Origin of the sequence: Nocardia neocaledoniensis, assembly GCF_003182135.1 — a bacterium.
In the GTDB taxonomy this organism is placed as follows: Bacteria; Actinomycetota; Actinomycetes; order Mycobacteriales; family Mycobacteriaceae; genus Nocardia; species Nocardia neocaledoniensis.
Genome location: NZ_QGTL01000005.1, coordinates 405,865 through 426,156 on the forward strand (window position 1 = coordinate 405,865; position 20,292 = coordinate 426,156).

The window sequence follows — 20,292 nt, forward strand, 5'->3', positions numbered from 1 at the left end:
TCCACTCCGAAGAAAGGAAACGCACACCATGGTGCACGCACAGTTCGATCCCTCCGCCCGTCAGGCCCTGGCCGTCACCGCCGTGGCGGCGAAGACCGCGAAAGACCTGACCTGGCAGGAGATCGCGGACGCGGCCGGCTTCTCGGTCGCCTTCGTCACCGCCGCCGTCCTCGGTCAGCACGCGCTGCCCGAGCGGTCCGCCGTGGCCGTCGCCGAGCTGCTCGGTCTCGACGCCGACGCCGCGGTCCTGCTGCAGACGATCCCCACCCGCGGCTCGATTCCCGGCGGCATCCCGACCGATCCGACCATCTACCGCTTCCACGAGATGCTGCAGGTCTACGGCACCACGCTCAAGGCGCTGGTCCACGAGCAGTTCGGCGACGGCATCATCAGCGCGATCAATTTCCGGCTCGACGTCCGCAAGGTCGCCGACCCCGAGGGCGGCGAACGCGCCGTGATCACCCTCGACGGAAAGTACCTGCCCACCAAGCCGTTCTGAGGACCACCATGAACTTCGCACAGCACACCACGCGCGGACGCGGTCGAGGTGTACCGGTTCTGGCAGGAACGCAACGGCGGCGAACGCCGGGTCGCCGGCGCGCCGACCGGCCTCAGCTGAGCAGCCAGCCGGGGACGGGATCGAGCGGGGGGAACAGCGCCGAGGCCTGAGCCACCAGCCGCGTGGGCCGCTTGGTGTCCGTGGTGGCCTTGCCGCTGGTCAGGACGGCGCCCGAGAGGCCGCGTGCGGGATCGGCCCAGCCGTACTGGGTGGTCAATCCGCTGCGGCCGAAATGGAACTCGGTGTGGCGGCCGAACTTCGAGCGCCTGCCGCCGAGCTCGAATCCCGCCCGGCTGACCCGCCCCGCCACCCCCGGCATCCGGTCGGCGGGGCGGATGGCGTCGCGCAGGCTGTCCGGCCGCAGCACGCGCACGCCGTCGAGTTCGCCACCGTGGGTGAGGATCTCGTAGAACCGGGACAGCTCTTCCGCGGTGGTGACGAGATTGCCGGAGGGGAGCTCCGCGGTGAGGAAGGCATCGTTGTCGGCCTTGGACGCGTTGTCCATCCGGCCGCCCAGTGCCTTGCGGGCCAGGAATCCCGCCAGCCGGGAGGGCGGCGGACCGGTCTTGACGCTGGGCACCACCTTGTCGACGTCGGCGGGGTCGACGCCGAAGTTCGTCCACCGGAACCCGAGCGGTGTGAGGACCTGTTCGGACAGGTGCTCGCGCATCCGTTTCCCGGTGGCCCGCTGGACGAGCAGCCGCTGGATCAGTCCGCCGGTCAACGCGTGGTAGACCCGGAACCGGCCCGGCGGCCAGCTCGGGACCAGCTCGGCCAGCACGGTCACGGCGAGTTCCTCGTCCATCACCGCGGCGGTGCCGGAGTGCGGTGCGGTGATGAACGGGATGCCCGCCGAATGCGAGAGCACGTCACCGACGGTGATCCGGTCCTTGCCGTGGGCCGCGAACTCCGGAATGTACCGGCAGACAGGATCTTCCAGGGCGAAGGCGCCCTGTTCGACCAGCATGGTCATGATCGTCGCGGCCACGCCCTTGGCGGTGGAGAACCCGCAGAACGGGGTCCCCGGCGTCACCAGCACCTTGTCCGCGTCGGCCGCGTCGGTCGGCGCGTTGCCCCACCCGTGCCCGATCGCGCGGTTCAGCACCACCTTCCCGTGGCGCCGCAGGCACACCTGGATCGCCGGGGTGGTCCTCATCGCGTACCAGTCCCGCACCGAGGCCCACAGCGCCTCGGCCGCGGGCGAGAAGGACTCGTCCTCCTCGCCGCGCGTCGTCACCGCGTCGAGGTCGTCGGACACCGGGACCGACCTGCCAGGAAAAGCACCCATCCAGCCACCCTACCGAGGCCGGACAGCGGCCCCTCAGGTCCCGATCAGGGGAACTGGCCGCGCAGGACGCAGAACTCGTTGCCCTCGGGGTCGGCCAGCACGACCCACGTCTGTTCGCCCTGACCGACGTCCGCGCGCCGGGCGCCGAGCGCGAGCAGCCGCTCGACCTCGGCGTCCTGGTCGACATCGGTCGGATTGACGTCGATGTGCAGCCGATTCTTGACGGTCTTGCCCTCGGGCACCCGGATGAAGGACAGCGTCGGCGGCACCGGCCCCGGCCGCTTCTTCCCCTCGGGGACGAGCGGCGAACCGATGGCGACGTACTCGTCGCCCTCGACGTCCTGCACCTCGTAGCCGAGGACCGCGCACCAGAACCGGGCCAGGCCCGTGGGGTCGGCGCAGTCGATCGCGAGCTCGGTGAACTTGCTGGTCATCTCGAGAGTCCCCGTCCTGTCGTGGTGCACCTCGTATCGAGGTTAATCACGGGACGTCGAGCTGTCCGCTGGATTTCGGGCGCGGACACGGGAGCGGCGGCGGTGTTCAGCCGTCGACCTCGACCAGGGCATGGCGGTTCGCGGCCGCCACCCCGCGCCGGGCGTAGGCCCGGACGTCCGCGTCGGGATCGGTGACCGCCGCGGCGAGCGCGTCGACCGCGGCCACGCTGCCCGGCCAGGTCGACAGCGCCAGCACCGCCGCCTTGCGCACGTCGAGGTGGCGATCGGACAGCGCCTCGGCCAGCGGGACGACCGCGTCGTCGGTCGCCGCCCCGGCCAGTCCGCGCGCGGCGCCCACCCGGACCTGCCAGGCCGGGTCCCGCAGGGCCGCGACCAACAGCGCGAGGTCGGTCGTGTCCGCGCCGAGTGTCGCGTAGGCCGCCGCCGCGGCGGCCCGGACCAACGGATCGGGATCGGTGGCCAGCACGCGGACCACCTCGGTGCCGCCGGCGCCGATGGCCGACAGTCCGTGCGCGACGGCGACGCGCACCTCGCGGTTGACATCACCCGCGAGCGTGGCCACCGCCGCGGCGTCGTCGAGCGACACCAGCGCCCGCACCGCCTCGATCCGCACCCGATGGTCGGAATCGGCCAGTGCCGCACGAAATTCCGTCGCGGACCCGGCCCGCAACGCGCGCAGCAGATCCACCACGGTGGCCCGGACGAGCGGGTCGGGGGAGCCCAGCTCGCCCGCGAGCCCGCCCGCGCCGGGCAGCACCTCGATCAGTTCGCGCAGACTCTCGGCGGCGGCCCGGCGCACCGAGGCCGCCTCGTCGGCGAGCGCGCGCACCAGTTCGTCGGCGAACCCCTCGGGTGTGTTCTCGGTGAGCACCGACAGCGCCGCGACCCGCACAACGGGGTCGGGATCGCGCAGATAGCTCGACAGGTCCTCGACGGCGGGCGAATCCAGCGACAGCAGCGTCACCACGCGCGGCGATCCCGGCGAAGCGGGCGCGGGCTCGGCGCGCACCGTGTCCGCCCGCTGGGGCGCGCGGGTGGCCACCAGCTCCGGCTGGGCGATCACCTCGACGATCGGCTCGGCCGAGGGGATGTCGTCGAGACCGGGCACCGGCACCAGATACGGTGCGACCGAACGCTTCACGAACTCCATCGACCCGTCCGCGGTCTTGCGCAGGTTGAGGTGGAAGTTCCACGCGGTGTCGTCGCGTTCGGGCAGGTCGGCCCGATCGTGGTAGAGGCCCCACCGGGATTCGGTGCGGGTCAGCGAACTGCGGGCCGCCATCTCCGCGCAGTCGCGGATGAACGAGACCTCCGCGGCCCGCATCAGCTCGTGCGGCGTGCGTGCCCCGATTCCCGCGACCTCCTCGCGCATCCGCTCGAAGGTCTCGACCGCGATCGAGAGCTTGGCCGCGGTCTTGGGTGGCGCCACATAGTCGTTCACGAAGCGGCGCAGTTTGTACTCCACCTGGGGCTGCGGCGGGCCCTCCGGCTGACGCAGCGGCCGGTAGATCAGCTCGTGCGCCTCGGCGAGCTGATCGGCGGGGAGCGCGTCGGGCGCCGCGACCTCGGTCAGGGTGGACGCGGCGTGCGCGCCGGCGAGGTCGCCGTAGACGAACGCGCCGATCATGTAGTTGTGCGGCACGCACGCCAGGTCGCCGGCGGCGTACAGACCGGGCACCGTGGTGCGCGCGTTGTCGTCGACCCACACCCCGGACGCGGAATGCCCACCGCACAAACCGATCTCGGAGATGTGCATCTCGATGTCGTGGGTGCGGTAGTCGTGGCCGCGGTTGGCGTGGAAGGTGCCGCGGGTCGGGCGCTCGGTGGTGTGCAGGATCGATTCGAGGGTCGACAGCGTCTCGTCCGGCAGGTGCGAGACCTTGAGATAGATGGGCCCGCGCGCGGATTCGATCTCCTGCTTCACCTCGGCCATCATCTGCCCCGACCAGTAGTCGGAGTCGACGAAGCGTTCGCCCTCGGCGTTGACCTGGTAGCCGCCGAACGGGTTGGCGACATAGGCGCAGGCGGGACCGTTGTAGTCCTTGATGAGCGGATTGATCTGGAAGCACTCGATGCCCGACAGTTCGGCGCCCGCGTGATAGGCCATGGCGTAGCCGTCGCCGGCGTTGGTCGGATTCTCGTAGGTGCCGTACAGATAGCCCGAGGCGGGCAGCCCGAGCCGGCCACACGGTCCGGTCGCCAGGATCACCGCCTTCGCGCCCACCGCCACGAACTCACCCGTGCGGGTGTTCAGCGCCGCCGCGCCCACGGCGCGCCCTGCCTCGGTGAGCACGCGCACCGGCATGAGCCGGTTCTCGATGCGGATCCGCTCCCGCATCTTCCGTTGCCGCAGCACGCGATACAGCGCCTTCTTGACGTCCTTGCCCTCGGGCATGGGCAGCACGTACGAGCCGGAGCGGTGCACCCGGCGCACCGCGTACTCGCCGTACTCGTCCTTCTCGAACTTCACGCCGTAGCGCTCCAGCCGCTGCACCATGGCGAAACCCCGGGTCGCCGTCTGGTACACGGTCCGCTGGTCCACGATGCCGTCGTTGGCGCGGGTGATCTCGGCGACGTAGTCGGCCGGTTCGGCCTTGCCGGGGATGACGGCGTTGTTGACGCCGTCCATCCCCATCGCGAGCGCGCCCGAGTGGCGCACGTGCGCCTTCTCCAGCAGCAGCACGTTCGCGCCGGCCTCGGCGGCGGTGAGCGCGGCCATGGTGCCCGCGGTGCCGCCGCCGATCACCAGCACGTCGCAGTCCAGGCGCACCGGATCGGACAGGTCGGGGATGTTCACAGTGCCTCCAGGATTCGGGCCCGGGTGACGCGCCGGTCGACCGGTTCGCGCGGCTCGGGGACCTCGACGAGGGTGCGCAGCGTGCCGTCGCCGAGCACGGCGATCCGGTCGCCGAGCAGCAGCGCCTCGTCGAGGTCGTGGGTGACGAAAACGATCGTGGTGGGATGCGCGCGCCAGGTGTCGACGAGCAGGCGCTGCATCTCCGCGCGGGTCTGGCTGTCGAGTGCCCCGAACGGTTCGTCCATGAGCACCGCGCGCGGCGATCCCGCCAGGCTGCGGGCCAGCTGCACCCGCTGGCGCATCCCGCCCGACAGGTCACGCGGCAGATAGTCGGCGTAGCCGGTGAGCCCGACCTCGTCGAGCCAGCGCCGGGCCCGCTCGGCGCGGTCCGCTCTGGCGACGCCGCGAAGGCGAAGGGCCAGTTCGACATTGGCGCGCGCGGTCCGCCACGGCAGCAGCGCGTCGTCCTGGAAGACCAGCGCCCGATCGGCGGACGGCGCGGTGACCGGGTCGCCGTCGGCGCGGATCACGCCGCCGCTGGGCTGCCGTAAGCCCGCGATGGCCCGCAGCAGGGTCGACTTGCCGCAGCCGGATTTGCCGACCAGCACCAGGATCTCGCCGGGCGCGATCTCGAGGTCGAGGTCGCGTACGACGGTCCTGGCGCCGTAGCCGACGCGGACGGAGTCCAGGCTGAGCCGCATGCCCACCGAGACGGCGGACGCGGCGGTGGTGGTCGTCATGACGCAACCTCTCTCGGCAGCCAGCGGGTCACCCGGCGGCCTGCCAGTTCGACGATGCCGGAGGTCAGGAAGCCGAGCACGCCGATGGTGATCATCCCGACGAACACGGCCGGATAGTCGACGATGGTGTAGGACTGCCAGGTGCGGTACCCGATGCCGAGCCGGCCGGAGATCATCTCCGCCGAGATCAGGCAGATCCAGGCCACGCCCATGCCCACCGACAGGCCGCTGAACACGCCCGGCAGGATGCCGGGCAGCACCACCCTGGTCAGCACTTCCCGGCGGGAGGCGCCGAGGGTGCGGATCGCGTCCTCCCAGATGGTCGGCAGTGCCCGCGTGGCGTGCCTGGTGCTCACCAGCACGGGGAACAGCGACGCGGTGAAGGTGATGAACACGATGCCGGACTCGTCGCTGGGGAAGAGCAGGATCGCGACCGGCACCAGCGCGATCGCCGGGATCGGGCGGACCAGCTCGGCCAGCGGACCGAACACGTCGGCCAGCACCCGCGACCGGCCGAGGCCGATGCCGGCCAGCACCCCGACCGCCGCGGCCAGCCCGAAGCCGGTGACGATGCGGATCAGCGACTGCGCCACGTCGAGGTAGTACTGTCCGCTGCCGAGGTGCTCGCCGAACTCGGCGATGATCTCGGTGACCGTCGGCAGCGTGTCGAAGCGCAGCACCGCCCGGACATCGTTGGCGGTGAGCAGCTGCCACAGGCCGATCGCCAGCGCCACCGACGTCACGCGCAGGATCCTGGACCGCCAGGCGGCGCGGTCGGCCCGCACGACGACAGCGGGCGGCGCGGCGCGGGTCCCGGTGTCGGTCGACGACGTTCCGCTCCGATCGACCGGGCCGTCGATGCCGACGGGCGCAGGCGCCCCGGAGATCCCGCTCATCCGCGGACTTCCGCGACGGCCTGCGCGTAGGTGACCGGCGCGGCCGCGGGATGGGCGGCCCGGTAGCGGTCGGCGGCGGCCTGCGTGGTGAACGGGAGGTACCGGGCGTCCTCGCGCAGCCAGATCGCCTTGTCGGCGAACCAGCGGGTGCCCAGCTCGGCGTCGGGCAGATAGACGGCCCTGATCTTCTTGCCCTGCGCCTGGGCGGCTTGCACCCCGCGCAGCAGGCACCCGGGATTTGCGGCGGGCTGCGGCTTGTCGGCGCCCTCGATCCAGATCTCCCCGGCGAGCGCCGGATCCTGGACCGGCACCGCGCAGATCGGGTCGGTGCCGGTCACCTTGCTCGGGTTGACCAGCGAGGCCACCTCGCTGTCGTACCCGCCCCGGCCCGTCTCGGTGTACGCCTGCCGCAGGGGGCCGTCCTCGACGAAGGCGTCGATGTCGAGATCGGCGAAGTCGCCGATCGACTTCAGGTACGTGACATCGCCTTTGAACGCCGCGATCAGTTCCGGCTTGAGGGTGGTGTCGAAACTGGTGCCGCCCGGCCCGTTGTAGAGGTAGACGACCTCCGGCGGCAGCCCCGACCCCTTCGCGACGAGATCGGCCGCCTCGAACGGCTTCTCGTTGAGGAAGGCGGTCGCGTCCAGCTGGGCCGCCAGGAACGCCTGCAGCACCTCCGGATGCTCGGCCGCGTAGGCGCGGCGCGCCACCACGCCGTGGAAGGTCGGCACGTTCAGCTCGGCGCCGTCGTAGAGGAGCGCGGCCTTGTCCTGCTGCACCAGCAGACCCGGCCACGCCACGAACTGCGAGAGTGCGCTCACCTGATGCGATTCCAGGGCGGTGGCGCCCACCTGCGGCTGCTGGTTGAGCACCTCCACGCCCTTGGCCGGATCGATCCCGGCACGGGTGAGCGCCTGCACGAGGGTGCCGTGGCCGGCCGAGCCCACGCTGGCCGAGATCTTCTGCCCGGCCAGGTCGGTGAGCGAGCGCGCGGGCGAATCCTTGGGCACCACCACCATGTTCAGCGCGCCCTTGGGGTTGTAGCCGGTGATCGACACCAGCTCGGTGCGCGCCCGTTCGTTGGCCTGGGTGCGGGAACCGTTGATGAGCAACGGGTAGTCACCCATCGAGCCGATATCGATCTTCTCGGCCACCATCTGCGCGGTGATCGGCGCGCCGGTGTCGTAGTCCTGCCACTCCACCTGGTATTTCGCGCCGCCGGCGTCGGTGATGCGCTGGAGCCGCTGTTCCAGGTATCCCTGGGCGCGGAGCAGCGTCCCCGCGGTGACGGTGTTGATGGTCTTGGACTGGTAACCGATGACGACCTTGACCGTGCCCGCGGGCGCGGCGTCGGTCGTGTCGAGGGAGCAGCCCGCCGCGGTGAGGGCGACGGCGAACAGGACGGGGGCGAGACGGGTGAACTTCATGCGTGGATTCCCGGGATCAACGGAGCAGATAGGGCATGTTGACGGTGACGGCGCCGGTGGGACAGCGCGCCGCGCACGGCCCGCAGTACCAGCACTCGTCCACGTGCATGTAGGCCTTGCCCGAATCCTCGTGGATGGCAAGGGAATCGAGGGGACACATGTCGACGCACAGGGTGCAGCCGGTGATGCACAGCGATTCGTCGATCGTCACCGGGACGTCGGCGCGCTGGGGGACCAGAGCCATCTAGAGGACCTTCCATTCGGGAGCGCCGCGGGTGAGGCTGCCGCGCATCGTGATGCGGTCACCGCGCATGCGGATGTACTCGAGGTCGACGGGTCTGCCGTCGTCGAGGTGGGTCAGGCGCTCGAGCATCAGCAGGGGAGCGCCGGGCGGGGTGTCGAGGGTGGTGGCGGTGTGCGGGTCGGCCGCGACCGCCTCGAGGGCGAGCTCGGCCGCGCCGAGCGACTGGCCGGTGACCTGCTCTAGCAGGACGAACACATCGGTCGTCGCGAGATCGTGCGCCAGCACCGCGGCGCCGACATCGGGGGCCAGATAGGTGAGATCGAGGCTCAGCGGCAACTCGGCGAGGAAGCGCAGCCGCTCGATGTAGACGACGCGTTCCCCCGGCGCCAGGCCGAGCCTGCGCGCCACCGCCGGGGGAGCGGTGATGTGGGTGGCCGCGCGGACCTCGTTGCGGACGGTGCCGTGTTCGGTGAGCGTCTCCTGCAGACCGCGCAGTGTGTCCAGCCCGTGGTCGAATTTGCGGGCGGCGACCCGGGTACCGACCTTGGGCGCGCGGTCGATGAGTCCTTCGTCGCGCAACAGGGCCAGTGCTTCGCGCACGGTGTTGCGGGAGGTGTCGTGTTCGGCGGCCAGTTCCTGCTCGGCGGGCAGCGTGCCCTGGACGGCGCCCGCCAGGATCTGGTGGCGCAGGATGTCGGCGACCCGGCGCGCCCGATCGGCGCGGTGGCCGCGGAGCTGGGTGGGTTCCGCGTGGGCGGTTGTCTCGCTGACCTGCATGAACAGCGACGATAGCGGCCGTTTCGGTGGCCGGATTGCGGCCGCGGACGCCCCGGAATTCAGGGGATGTTTCTGCGCCGGGTGGGGGGTGGCCGGGACCTGCGGCGATCGCGCGCCGATCCGCTATTGCGCCACCCCGGCGCGGCCGGGCGACATTGCGATCACGCCGATCGCAATGTCGCCGCGGCTCAGGGCTGGCCGGGCTTGAGAAGGATGAACAGCCCGTTGGCCTCGGCGCAGAGCCGCTCGCCGTCGTGCATCGTGGCCCGCAGGTACACCTTGCGGCCGTCCACGCGCTCGACCCAGGCCCGGACGGTCAGCTCGCGGTTGAGCGGAGTGATCGAGCGGTAGTCGACGGTGAGCGAGGCGGTCCGGGTGACGGCCTTGGTGTGCACCGCGGCGGTCATGCCGAGGATGTCGTCGAAGGCGAGCCCGATCTGGCCGCCGTGCGCGGCGCTGTTGCCACCCAGGTGGAACGTGCGGAAGGTCAGCTTGGCGGTCACACCGTCGGCGTCGGCACTGTCGACCGTGTACGGCGGCAGGGTGATGTTGCCGCGCGAGGGCAGGTCGGTGCGGGTCCAGCTGGGTGCCGACCACTCGTCCACGACCGCTTCGTCCAGGCGCGCGTTGAGCTGCTCGAGGGTGGCGATCGCGTCCTTGGCCAGCTCGTCGGACGGGTTGATCAGACGGGCCTTGTCCATCAGGGTCCGCACCTGCTCGATCAGCTCGCCGTAGTGCGGGCCGCCGATCGTCTTGTCCTGCATCGCGGCCCTGCGCTGCTGGATCAACTCGGTGACCGGCCGGAATCCGCCTTCGTGATGCTCTGCGTCCGGCAGCGACGCGCCGAGGTGTGTATCGTCCATATACAACACGTTATCGCTGCCGAGCTGGATGTTCGCGCCGGGTGTCCCACTGCACGGCCCACAGCTGCCGGTGACGCCGTCGATTCGCTCGCGCAGCAGACCCGCGTGTGCCGGGAGCAGGTCGTTCTCGTCAGGCACTGGTGAACCGCGCGGCGGCGGCGCCGTGCAGCCGGCCGGGGGGCAGCTTGCGACCGCACAGGACGAGCAGGAGGTCTTGGGCCGCCCCGGCGAGTTCCTCGCCCTCGCCGTGCCGGAACTCGAGATCGGTGGCCACCAAGGCGATTCCGTCGAGATCGACCCCGAAGTAGGCGACCGAGCGTGGGGTGAGCGCACCGAGGACCAGCCGCATCCGGTCCAGCGGGACGGGCTCGGTGTGCCCGAGCGGGACGGTGATGTCGAGGCCGTGGATCACGTCGTGGCTGAGCGCGCTCGCGTAGCCGCTGCCGCCCGGCGGTTTCCACGGGTGGCCGGTGTTGTCGCGGAGGGCGGCCACCAGCTCGGCCGTGCTCATTCGCTGCGCGTCGGCCCGCGCCGCGCGGTCGGCGAGCCGGTCGAAGTTGCCGCGCGCCGTGATCATCCCGAGCATGAAGCGGGGCAGCGACGTCCGGAACGGCATACTCAGGTGCGCCGCGACCTCGCGCACCCGCCAGCCGTCGCACAGCGTCGGCGCGTCCCATTGCGCCTCGTCCAATCCGGCGAGGAATTCCGCGGTTTCGGCGCGTTGCGCGGCGATCGCGGCTCTGACCTCGGTGTCACTCACAGTCGGGCCTCCTGTCGACAGACCTGTGCCTGTGGAGGTAGACGACGTGGGCCGCGGCGATTCATCGGTGTCGTTGGTCGGCCCGGCCCGGATCCGGCACACTGGCCCGATGGGTGATCGACGTGACGAGGCGCCGGAGGTGGTGGTCCACCTCGGGGACGGTTCCGGCGCGCCACGGGCCGTCGACCCGGCCGACCCGGGGACCGCCGCGACCGATCCGGCGCCCGAGCATCCGTTCCTGCTGCTGACCCGCGCCGACACCGAGCGCATCCAGGCCCGCTATCTCGACGACGGCACCTACGAGCTCGAGCACACCGACACCGGCGCGCATCGCCAGCTGTTCACCGACGACGCCCTGCTGGTCCGCGACATCGTCTGGTCCTGGATCCAGCGCGACGACTGGTGGCGTGACACCGTCGCCTGGACCACGGTCGACCCCGCGATCGCCGAACTCGACGCCCTGCGCGCCGAACTGTCCGACATGCTCGACGGCATGTCGGTCATGGACGGCGTCACCGACGAACTCGACCGCGCGCTGGCCCGCGCCGACGACCTCCTCGGTGCCGACCTCGACCTGGGCGACGACCTGGGCTGACCCCGGGGACTCCTAGTCGCTCTCGCCCTCGCACCAGTCGTCGAAGGCGTCGAATTCCGGCTCCCACGCGGGCGGGACGGAGTCCTCGATGGCGTCTTCGACGGGGTCCCAGGTGGCGTTGCACCAGGACGGGGCGGCCGGCCACGACTCGATGTAGCGGACCAGCGGAGACTTGGGCGGCTCCGGCTCGGGGTCCTGGGCGGCGGCGACACCCGTCCCGGTGAGGGCGAGGGCCGCGGCGGCACCCGCGGTGGCGACGATCCGGTGAACGATCCTCATGACATCCTCCTGTCCGCGCCGACATGCGATGTGTCCGCGATCCTACGCCGGGCGTCAACGAGCCCTGGCGCTCCAACGGCCGTCGTAGCGCACATCGATCGGGTGATCGAAGGCGGTGGAGATGTGCTCGGTGGTGATCACCTCGGCCGCCGGACCCGCGGCGACGGTGCGGCCGCCGGCGATCAGCAGGGCGTGGGTGGTGCTGCTGGGCAACTCCTCGAGATGGTGGGTGACCAGCACCGACGCCACCTCCGGGTGGGTGCGGTCGAGGGTGTCGATCGTGGTGAGCAGTTGTTCGCGGGCGGCCAGGTCGAGACCGGTGGACGGCTCGTCCAGCAGGAGCACCCGCGGGTCGCTCAGCAGCGCGCGGGCGATGAGCGCGCGGCCCCGCTCGCCCTGGGACAGGGTCGGCCAGATCTCGTCCGCCTTGCCGCCGAGGCCGAGCGCGTCGATCGTCGCCTCGGCGCGTCCCAGCTCGTCGGCGGTGGGTGACCAGCGCATCGGGGTGTCGATGGTGCCCGTGATGCCGGTCAGGACGACTTCGCGCACGGTGAGCGGAGTGCGCAGCGGGTGCCGGGGATTCACGTGGCCGATCGAGCGGCGCAGCCGCGCCAGCTCCACCCGCCCGAACTGTCCGCCGAGCACGCGCACCGTGCCCGTGGTCGGGAAGGTCACCGCGCCGCAGAAACCGAGCAGCGTGCTCTTGCCCGCGCCGTTGGGGCCGAGCAGCGCCCAGTGCTCACCGGCCCGCACGGTGAGCGAGATGCCGTCGATGATCTTCTTGCCCTCGCGCCGGAAGCTCACCTCGTCGAGTTCGATCACCGGGTCGCCGCTCATGCGAAGGCCTCCTTCAGGGTCGACAGGTGGGAGCGGCTGAGATCCGCTGCCGCCGTGGGGTTCCGGTCGGCGATGGCCTGGGCCAGATGTTCGTGCGCGGCGTGGTCGGCGGCCTCGGAGGGGACCGGGCGCAAGGCGAGCATGTCGATCATGGCCAGCCGCAGCCGCGGCAGGAAGCTGTCGAAGAGCTGGGTCAGCACCGCGTTGTGCGCCGCGAGGACGACCGCGCGGTGGAAGGCCATGTCGGCGTCGACGTGCTCGGCCACGGTCTGTCCCTCGGCGATCCGGCCCGACAGCGCGCGCCGGATCGCGCGCAGGTCGGCCGGGGTGCGGCGCTGGGCCGCCAGGGCCGCGGCCTCGGCCTCGATGGCGATGCGCGCCTCGATCACCGCGACGACGGTCGCCCCGCGCAGCACGACGTCCCAGTCGTCGGTGACATCGAGCGCGGTCACGAACACCCCGGCGCCCTGTCTGCTGTCGAGCACGCCCTTGCCCGCCAGTTCGCGGATCGCCTCGCGCAGCGTCGACCGGCCGACGCCCAGTTGCGCGGCGAGCAGCGTCTCACCGGGCAGCCGATGGCCCAGTGGCCACTCGCCGGCGCGGATCCGCGTGAGCAGGAGTTCGGCCGCCTGAGCGGCCAAGGGTTGACGGCGTACCTGCGCGACCACCGATTCACCTCTCTACTTGTCTGAGGAGTTGTGATAGAAGTGTACCCATGACGCACACCGCGCTTCTCCTCGGCCGCCATGGCGGGGCCTGACCGACCGGCCGCCCCGCCGTGGGGCTCTGTCGTGGCCGGTCGCCGTAGTCGTGTGGCCGACCGTAGCCAGGAAGCAGAGACCCGTCATGAACACCTTCCCCACCCTCAGCACCCCCGCGGGCGCCGTCCCCGCCGACGCGCCCGCCTGGAATCGGCAGCGTCACTCGGCGATGCCCTCGCACCGCTACCGCGACATCCATCGGCGCGTGGAAATGCCCGCCGGACAGCGTGATTGGCCGCACGCCCGGATCACCGCGGCCCCGCTGTGGGTGCCCGTCGACCTGCGCGACGGCAACCAGGCGCTGGCCGAACCGATGGACCCCGCCCGCAAGCGGCGGTTCTTCGAACTGCTCGTCGCCATGGGCTACAAGGAGATCGAGGTGGGCTATCCGTCCGCCTCGCAGACCGATTTCGACTTCGTCCGGCTCCTGGCGCACGAGCCCATCGCGCCGCCGGACGTCACCGTCGTCGTGTTCACCCCGGCCCGGCGCGACCTCATCGAGCGGACCGTGGAATCGGTGCGCGGTATCGCGAACGAGGTCGTGATCCACCTCTACACCGCGACGGCGCCGGTCTGGCGTGAAGTGGTCCTCGGCAAGGACCGCGCGGGGATGCGGGCCCTGATCCTCGACGGCGCCCGCGATGTCCTCGCCGCGGCCGGTGACCTGCCGAACGTGCGCTTCCAGTTCTCGCCGGAGGTCTTCAACCTCACCGAACCCGACTTCGCGCTGGAGGTCTGTGACGCTGTCACCGCGGTCTGGCAGGCCTGCCCGCAACGTCCCGTGACGCTGAACCTGCCCGCGACGGTGGAGGTCGCGACGCCGAACATCTACGCCGACCAGATCGAGTACATGCACCGCAACCTGGCCCGCCGCGACGGGGTGATCCTGTCGGTGCACCCGCACAACGACCGGGGGACCGGCATCGCCTGCGCCGAGCTGGCGGTGCTGGCCGGCGCGCAGCGGGTGGAGGGCTGTGTGTTCGGCAACGGTGAACGCACGGGCAATGTCGACATCGCCACGTTGGCCTTGAATCTGCACGCGCAGGGCGTCGACCCGATGATCGACTTCTCCGACATCGACGAGATCCGCCGGACGGTCGAGTACTGCACGCGGCTGCCCGTGCCCGAGCGACACCCCTACGTCGGCGATCTCGTGCACACCGCCTTCTCCGGCACCCATCAGGACGCGATCCGCAAAGGCATGGCACGCCACCGCGCCCTGGCCGCCGAGACCGGTCGGCCCGAGCGCGACCTGGAGTGGCAGGTGCCGTATCTGCCGATCGATCCGGCCGATCTGGGCCGCTCCTACGAGGCCGTGATCCGGGTGAACTCGCAGTCGGGCAAAGGCGGGATCGCCTATCTGCTGCAGACCGGATACGGGCTGGACCTGCCGCGCCGTCTGCAGATCGACCTGGCGCGCCGCGTGCAGCGGCACACCGACGACACCGGCGCCGAGATCACCGCCAAGGAGCTGTTCACGCTGTTCGAACAGGCCTACACCGTCGCGGATCCGCGGATCGTGTTGACACGGTGGCAGATCGACGAGGCGGTCACCGAGATCGTGCTCACGGTGGACGGCCGGGTCCTGCGCTCGGCGCACCACGCCGTCGGTCCTGTCGACGCGCTGGTCACCGCGCTCGCCGACGCCGGTCATCCGGTCGACATCCTGGGACTGACACAGCATTCGGTGGAGCAGGGGGCAGGCAGCGCCGCGGTGAGCTACCTGGAATACCGGGCCGGCGCCCGCACGGGCTGGGCCTTCGGCCGCAGCGGCTCCGTGGTGGCGGCCTCGCTCGACGCGGTCATGAACGCGGTGAACGCCGTCGGGTAGCACCCGCGGTGGGGCGGTGCCGCGGCATCGCCCCACCGCGCGTCAGCACCAGCCGGTGAGGACCATCAGGCCCAGACTCGCGGCGCCGAGGATCAGTCCGAGCGCGCCACCGAGGAGCAGCGGGCGCGGGCCCGCGCTGCGGAGCCGCTCGATGCTCAGCGACATGCCGATCGCCGCGAGCACGGTGGCGATGAGCCAGCCGCTGAGCGAGGACAGCGGTGTGGTCAGCGCGGCGGGCAGCAGGCCGAGCCCGGCGATGACCGAGGCCGCCACGAACAGCACGACGAACAGCGGAAACGCCTGCCGCAGTGAACCGGTCGGCTCGCCGGGCTCGGTGAGGTGGCGTCGCCCGACGTGCAGGCCGAGGCACAGCGGGATGATGGCCAGGCTGCGGACCATCTTCACGATCACCGCGAACTGCGCCGCGCCCGCCCCGAAGACGACGCCCGCCGCCAGCACCGAGGAGGTGTCGTTGATCGCGGTGCCCGCCCAGAGCCCGAACGCCTCCTGCGACAGGCCGAGTGCTCGGCCGAGCGGCGGATACACCAGCACCGCGGCCACATTGAAGACGAAGATGGTGCCCAGCGCGTAGGCCACCCGCTGCTTGTCCGGTCGCAGCACCGCGGTGGCCGCCGCGATCGCCGACGCGCCGCAGATCGTCGTCCCGACGGCCACCAGCGTCGCCGACTCCCGGTCGACCGCCAGCATCCGGCCGACGACGAAGGCCGCCACCGCCCCGACGACCAGCGTCCCGACCAGCACCACCGCGGTCTCGCGACCCACGCTCAGAACCGACCCCAGCGGCAGGCCGAGGCCGAGCAGCACGATCGCCAGTCCCAACAGTCGCTGCCGGGCCACGTCCAGCCCGGGGGCGAAACGCTGATCCACGGCCGGATCGCGGCGCAGCACCGCGCCCGCCGCGGCGCCGAGGCCCAGCGCCAGCACCGGCGTGCCGACCATCGGCAGGGCCGTGCCGAGCGGCGTGGCGACGGTGGCCACGAGGGCGGCCAGGGCCAGTCCGGGGGCGAGGGTCCTTGCGCGGTTCACCCCTTCACCCTCGCGGGAACGAGGACGTGGAGGTAGACACCGGTTTCCGAGGTGCCCATAAATGAGGCTTATGGGCACCCGGCGGCTCACCCGGCGGCGAGGTCGAGCGCGGCGAGGTAGCCGAACACGATCGCCGGGCCGATCGTGGCGCCCGGGCCGGCATAGGTGTGACCCATGACCGGTGCGCCGACGTTGCCCGCCGCGTAGAGCCCGGCCACCGTGGTGCCGTCCGCGCGCAGGACGCGTGCGCGCGAGTCGGTCACCAGGCCGCCCTTGGTGCCGAGATCGCCCGGGACCAGACGCGCGGCGTAGAACGGGCCGGTCTCGAGCGCGCCGAGGTTGGGGTTGGGACGTTGGCGCGGGTCGCCGTAGTAGTGGTCGTAAGCACTGGTGCCGCGCCCGAAGTCCTCGTCGACGCCGGTGCGGGCGAAACCGTTGAACCGGGCCACCGTCGCGGTGAGTCCGGCTGCCGGAACACCGATCTCGCGGGCCAGCGCGTCGATGCTGTCGGCCCGGGCCAGGACGCCCGCCTCGAACCACCGTTTCGGCAGTGGTCTGCGGGGCGGCAGGCCCGCGAACAGGTATCGATCACGGTAGCGCTGGTCGAAGATCAGCCAGGCCGGGAGGTTCTCGCCCGGACCTTCGCCGCGCCCGTGCTCCCCGCCGTACATGCGGTGGGTCGCCTCCACGTAGGGCAGCGATTCGTTCATGAAGCGCTCGGCCCGGTCGTTGACGATGAGACTGCCGGGCAGGTTGCGTTCGGCCAGGCAGAACCAGGGGGTGCGGGGGAGCGGGATCGACGGACCCCACCACGCGTCGTCCATGAACGCGGTCGCCGCGCCGAGCGCCTGACCTGCCCGGATGCCGTCGCCGGTGTTACCGCTCGCGCCGACGGTCCAGTCCGTGCCGATGGGCGCCCGCTGGTACCGCACGCGCATCGCCTCGTCGTGCTCGAAGCCGCCACAGGCCAGCACCACGCCGCGGCGCGCCGTGATCGCCCGCGCGCCGCGGTCGCGGCCGACGCGGACGCCGGTGACCCGGGTGCCGGTGGTCGTCAGCTCGAGCAACGGCGTCTCCAGCAGCAGGGGCACGCCCGCCGCGCGCAGACCCTGACACAGCATCGCGCTCAGCGCCTGTCCCCGCGCGAGCAGATGCCGGCCCCGCGCCCGCCCGGCGATCCAGCGCACGCCGATCCGCAACGCGCGCAACGGGCTTCGTGGATTGCGCAGGCCGAGGTGGATCTGGCGGAAGTCGGCCTGGGTGAGCACGAGGTTGCGCGGCGCCTTGCCGTAGTCCGGTTCCAGGGTGGCCAGGTCGGCGCCGAGCCCGCGCGCGTCGAAGGGCACGGGCTCCACCGAGCGACCGTGCGCGCGTCCACCGGGGGCCTCGGGGTAGTAGTCGCTGTAGCCCGGCACCCACCGCATCGCCAGTGGCGTGTGCTCGGTCAGGTACTCGAACGCCTCGACGCCGCGATCGAGGTAGGTGTCGATGAGCTCCGGCGGGACGTCGTCGCCGATGATGTGCCGCAGGTAGGCGCGGGCGGCGGCGAGATCGTCGGGCGGCGCCTGGTCGCGCAGGACCGGATTGCCCGGAATCCACACGCCGCCGCCGGAGCGGGCGGTCGAGCCGCCCCAGCGGCTCGCCTTCTCCACGACGACCACCGACAGGCCGTGCCGGGCCGCGGTGATCGCGGCGGTCATCCCCGCCGCGCCCGAACCGACGACGACCACGTCGACGGCATCGGGAATTCGATTGTCCTGCATGGGTACTTCCTTCTGTCCGAACACGCAGCCCACCGTGGGTCAGCGCGGGATCCGCCAGCGGTCGTCGACGACCGCGGTCAGCGCCGCTTCGACGCAGACCGGCAGCGAGTCCCCGGGCTCGTCGGCGCCGCGCAGCCACCGCAGGTAGCCGAATTCAGCGGCCGCCAGCATCAGGTGCACGAGCAGCCCGGGGCGGTTGTCGGTGGTGGGATCGGCGCCCATGCGCCGCGCGGTGAGTTCGACCAGTCGCGCGCGATGGTCCGGCGGGACGAGTGCGACGCGGTCGAGCAGGTGCGGCGCGGTGGCGAACGCCGCGCGCCACTGCGCCAGGTCCTCGCCGCCGAGTGCGGTCGAGCGGTCCAGGATCGCGTGCGACAGCGCGACGTCGGCCGGTTCCGCCGCGGGCCTGGCCTCGAGCAGCGCGGCGATGCCTGTGCCACCGTCGCGGACCGGATCGAGCAGCAGGTCCTCCTTGCTGCGCACGTGCCGGAAGTACGTGCTGGTGGACACCCCCGCGGCGGCGGCGATCTGTTCGGTGGTCACCGCGTCGAATCCGGACCGCGCGAACAACTGGAACGCCGCCCGCTGGATCTCGGCCCGCACCTGCCGCCGTTGCCGTTCCCGTAAGGACACCGCCCACCTCCGCGTCATCGCTCGGGCCTCCGTGACAGCCCGCTGGTGATAGCATCTCCCGTTATGGGAATGACTGTCAAGAAGAAATGCTCTCCCGTAAATCGCGTCCCCTGCCGCATCGGCGGAGCTGTGGTTTGCTGGAGATGTGCGGAAACGAACCCGGCTGACCATCGCCGCCGGTATCGCTTCGATGCTGTGGGGTGAGTGGGCGAACTGGCGGGCCTCGCGCCGGGGCGTGGGGCCGGGGGCCGACGGGTCCGAGGCCGTCGTCGTCCTCGGCTATCGGAATCCCGGCCCGACGGCCAACGCGATGAACCGCTGGCGGGTGCGGGCCGGCCTGCGCTCCATCGACCCCGCCGCGCCGCGGACCCGCCTCGTCCTGAGCGGCGGCGCCGTCGCCGGACCGATCCCCGAAGCCACGCTGATGGCCGACTACGCGACGCGCGAGCGTGGGTATCGCGGCGAACTCGTCCGGGAGGACGCCAGCCGATCCACCTGGGAGAACATCGCTTTCGCGATCCCGTTCCTGAAGGACGTGGACCGGATCAAGATCGTCTCGCTGCCGACGCACGCCGCCACCGCCCGCGCCTACCTCGCCGAGCAGGCCCCCGAACTCGCCGCGCGACTCGTGCCGGGGCGCGAGTATCGGTTCGGCGAGTGGCTGCCGCTGAAACCGGTCGTCGCCCTCTACGGCGTGGCCAAGTCGCTGCGTGGGCGGATCCGGGATCGCGACGCCGAGGGTGCCTGATGCCGGAGTCGGCGCCGGGTCGCCGATAATCGGCGCATGACGCTGCCGCCCGGTGCCCCCGACCTCGAGGTCCTCGACCTGCTGGTGTCGGTGGCCGAAGTGGGCAGCCTCGGCGCCGCCGCCCGCAGGCACGGCATCAGCCAGCCCGCGGCGAGCATGCGGATCAGCGCGCTCGAACGCCGGATGCGGGTCAAGCTGCTCGACCGGGGCCCGACCGGATCGGCGCTCACCGACGCCGGGCAGGCGGTGGTCGAGCACGCGCGAACCGTGCTGGCCGCAGTGCGGGACCTCGTCGACGAGGTGGACCACCTGCGTGCCACGCAGGCCCCGCGGCTGCGCATCGCGGCCTCGAAAACTATTGCCGACCACCGGATCCCGCACTGGCTCGCGGCCCTGCGCACCGACCACCCCGAGGTGCTGATCTCGCTCGAGGTGGAGAATTCGACCCAGGTCGCCGCCCTGGTCCGCGACGGCGTGGCCGATCTCGGATTCGTCGAGGGTCCGCATCCGCCCACCGCGCTCGGCAGCCGGGTACTCGGCACCGACGACCTGGTGGTCGTCGTCGCGCCCGGCCACCCGTGGACCCACCGGACGACGCCGGTCACCCTCGCCGAACTCGCCGGCACCGCGCTGCTGTGGCGGGAACCCGGTTCCGGCACCCGCGAGACCGTCTGGGACCTGCTCAGCACGGCGGCCACCCCGGCGGGGCCCGCCGCCGAACTCGGCTCGGCCGCGGCGATCCTGGCCGCGGCGCGCACCGGCATGGCGCCCGCCGTCCTGAGCCTCCTCATCGCCGCTCCCGACCTCGCCACCGGCGCCCTCGTCGCCGTGCGCACCGCCGAGGCCGCCCGGCTGACCCGCAAATTCCGCGCGATCTGGCGCCGCGCCGCGCCGCCCTCGGGGGCCGCGGAGCTGCTCGTCGACCGCGCGGCCCGCCTCGAGATCGCCCGCTCGACGGTGGTGGGACCGCGCCGGGAGAGCGAATAACCGCA

The 20,292-nt window shown here is 71.8% G+C and carries 21 protein-coding genes; 5 read left to right on the forward strand and 16 right to left on the reverse strand.

Annotation, left to right across the window (positions count from 1 at the left end):
- Positions 1 to 28 precede the first annotated feature (28 nt).
- A complete protein-coding gene (cynS, locus tag DFR69_RS17405; RefSeq protein WP_110038602.1) occupies positions 29 to 499 on the forward strand; it encodes a cyanase in 471 nt (156 codons plus the stop codon).
- Between the two features lie 112 nt (positions 500 to 611).
- Here the strand turns inward: cynS and DFR69_RS17415 are convergent, their stop codons facing one another.
- The 10 genes from DFR69_RS17415 to DFR69_RS17460 form a co-directional block, all read right to left on the reverse strand.
- A complete protein-coding gene (locus DFR69_RS17415; protein WP_110038603.1) occupies positions 612 to 1,847 on the reverse strand; it encodes a serine hydrolase in 1,236 nt (411 codons plus the stop codon).
- A 44-nt stretch (positions 1,848 to 1,891) separates the two neighbouring features.
- The gene (locus tag DFR69_RS17420; protein WP_110038604.1) at positions 1,892 to 2,281 is read right to left on the reverse strand and encodes a VOC family protein; all 390 of its coding nucleotides are present in this window, start codon (positions 2,279 to 2,281) and stop codon (positions 1,892 to 1,894) included.
- 106 nt (positions 2,282 to 2,387) lie between these two features.
- Positions 2,388 to 5,099, reverse strand: coding sequence for a fumarate reductase/succinate dehydrogenase flavoprotein subunit (locus DFR69_RS17425; RefSeq protein WP_110038605.1), 2,712 nt, complete (start codon positions 5,097 to 5,099; stop codon positions 2,388 to 2,390).
- A complete protein-coding gene (locus DFR69_RS17430) occupies positions 5,096 to 5,839 on the reverse strand; it encodes an ABC transporter ATP-binding protein (protein ID WP_110038606.1) in 744 nt (247 codons plus the stop codon). The genes DFR69_RS17425 and DFR69_RS17430 overlap by 4 nt, the downstream gene beginning before the upstream one ends.
- Positions 5,836 to 6,735, reverse strand: a complete 900-nt coding sequence (locus DFR69_RS17435; protein ID WP_186817490.1) for an ABC transporter permease — start codon at positions 6,733 to 6,735, stop codon at positions 5,836 to 5,838. Before DFR69_RS17435 ends, DFR69_RS17430 begins: the two co-directional genes overlap by 4 nt.
- Positions 6,732 to 8,162 carry an ABC transporter substrate-binding protein gene (locus tag DFR69_RS17440; protein WP_110038607.1) on the reverse strand — a complete coding sequence of 477 codons (1,431 nt, stop codon included), beginning with the start codon at positions 8,160 to 8,162 and terminating at the stop codon, positions 6,732 to 6,734. Before DFR69_RS17440 ends, DFR69_RS17435 begins: the two co-directional genes overlap by 4 nt.
- 16 nt (positions 8,163 to 8,178) lie before the next feature.
- Positions 8,179 to 8,406, reverse strand: a complete 228-nt coding sequence (locus tag DFR69_RS17445) for a 4Fe-4S dicluster domain-containing protein (protein ID WP_019046727.1) — start codon at positions 8,404 to 8,406, stop codon at positions 8,179 to 8,181.
- Complete coding sequence (locus DFR69_RS17450) at positions 8,407 to 9,183, reverse strand: GntR family transcriptional regulator (protein ID WP_110038608.1); 777 nt, start codon at positions 9,181 to 9,183, stop codon at positions 8,407 to 8,409. It abuts the gene before it with no gap.
- Between the two features lie 188 nt (positions 9,184 to 9,371).
- On the reverse strand, positions 9,372 to 10,046 hold the full coding sequence (locus tag DFR69_RS17455) for a PaaI family thioesterase (RefSeq protein WP_110038671.1): 675 nt from the start codon (positions 10,044 to 10,046) through the stop codon (positions 9,372 to 9,374).
- Between the two features lie 130 nt (positions 10,047 to 10,176).
- Positions 10,177 to 10,806: a maleylpyruvate isomerase family mycothiol-dependent enzyme gene (locus DFR69_RS17460; RefSeq protein WP_244198315.1), complete on the reverse strand. Its 630-nt coding sequence runs from the start codon at positions 10,804 to 10,806 to the stop codon at positions 10,177 to 10,179.
- 109 nt (positions 10,807 to 10,915) lie between these two features.
- Between DFR69_RS17460 and DFR69_RS35280 the strand changes: the two genes are divergently transcribed.
- On the forward strand, positions 10,916 to 11,401 hold the full coding sequence (locus DFR69_RS35280) for a hypothetical protein (RefSeq protein ID WP_244198316.1): 486 nt from the start codon (positions 10,916 to 10,918) through the stop codon (positions 11,399 to 11,401).
- A 12-nt stretch (positions 11,402 to 11,413) separates the two neighbouring features.
- On the opposite strand, the gene DFR69_RS17470 is transcribed toward DFR69_RS35280, so the two are convergent.
- From DFR69_RS17470 to DFR69_RS17480, 3 genes are read right to left on the reverse strand one after another with little or no spacing between them, the layout of a single operon-like run.
- Positions 11,414 to 11,680, reverse strand: a complete 267-nt coding sequence (locus tag DFR69_RS17470; RefSeq protein WP_110038611.1) for a hypothetical protein — start codon at positions 11,678 to 11,680, stop codon at positions 11,414 to 11,416.
- Positions 11,681 to 11,734: 54 nt separating this feature from the next.
- Positions 11,735 to 12,517, reverse strand: a complete 783-nt coding sequence (locus tag DFR69_RS17475; RefSeq protein WP_110038612.1) for an ABC transporter ATP-binding protein — start codon at positions 12,515 to 12,517, stop codon at positions 11,735 to 11,737.
- Positions 12,514 to 13,185, reverse strand: coding sequence for a FadR/GntR family transcriptional regulator (locus tag DFR69_RS17480; RefSeq protein WP_110038613.1), 672 nt, complete (start codon positions 13,183 to 13,185; stop codon positions 12,514 to 12,516). The genes DFR69_RS17475 and DFR69_RS17480 overlap by 4 nt, the downstream gene beginning before the upstream one ends.
- Before the next feature lie 262 nt (positions 13,186 to 13,447).
- Here DFR69_RS17480 and DFR69_RS17485 point away from each other — a divergent pair, with 262 nt between their 5' ends.
- Positions 13,448 to 15,109 (forward strand): 2-isopropylmalate synthase, encoded by a 1,662-nt coding sequence (locus DFR69_RS17485; protein WP_208643999.1) that lies wholly within the window; start codon positions 13,448 to 13,450, stop codon positions 15,107 to 15,109.
- Positions 15,110 to 15,151: 42 nt separating this feature from the next.
- Here the strand turns inward: DFR69_RS17485 and DFR69_RS17490 are convergent, their stop codons facing one another.
- From DFR69_RS17490 to DFR69_RS17500, 3 genes are all read right to left on the reverse strand, one after another.
- A complete protein-coding gene (locus DFR69_RS17490; protein WP_110038615.1) occupies positions 15,152 to 16,156 on the reverse strand; it encodes a YeiH family protein in 1,005 nt (334 codons plus the stop codon).
- A gap of 86 nt (positions 16,157 to 16,242) precedes the next feature.
- Positions 16,243 to 17,919, reverse strand: coding sequence for a 3-oxosteroid 1-dehydrogenase (gene kstD / locus DFR69_RS17495; protein WP_110038672.1), 1,677 nt, complete (start codon positions 17,917 to 17,919; stop codon positions 16,243 to 16,245).
- 39 nt (positions 17,920 to 17,958) lie between these two features.
- Positions 17,959 to 18,570, reverse strand: coding sequence for a TetR/AcrR family transcriptional regulator (locus DFR69_RS17500; protein WP_244198317.1), 612 nt, complete (start codon positions 18,568 to 18,570; stop codon positions 17,959 to 17,961).
- Positions 18,571 to 18,697: 127 nt separating this feature from the next.
- On the opposite strand from DFR69_RS17500, the gene DFR69_RS17505 reads away from it, so the two are divergent.
- Together DFR69_RS17505 and DFR69_RS17510 are read left to right on the forward strand one after the other, a co-directional pair.
- Positions 18,698 to 19,300: a YdcF family protein gene (locus DFR69_RS17505; RefSeq protein ID WP_110038617.1), complete on the forward strand. Its 603-nt coding sequence runs from the start codon at positions 18,698 to 18,700 to the stop codon at positions 19,298 to 19,300.
- A 36-nt stretch (positions 19,301 to 19,336) separates the two neighbouring features.
- Positions 19,337 to 20,287 carry a LysR family transcriptional regulator gene (locus DFR69_RS17510; RefSeq protein ID WP_110038618.1) on the forward strand — a complete coding sequence of 317 codons (951 nt, stop codon included), beginning with the start codon at positions 19,337 to 19,339 and terminating at the stop codon, positions 20,285 to 20,287.
- Positions 20,288 to 20,292: the final 5 nt, after the last annotated feature.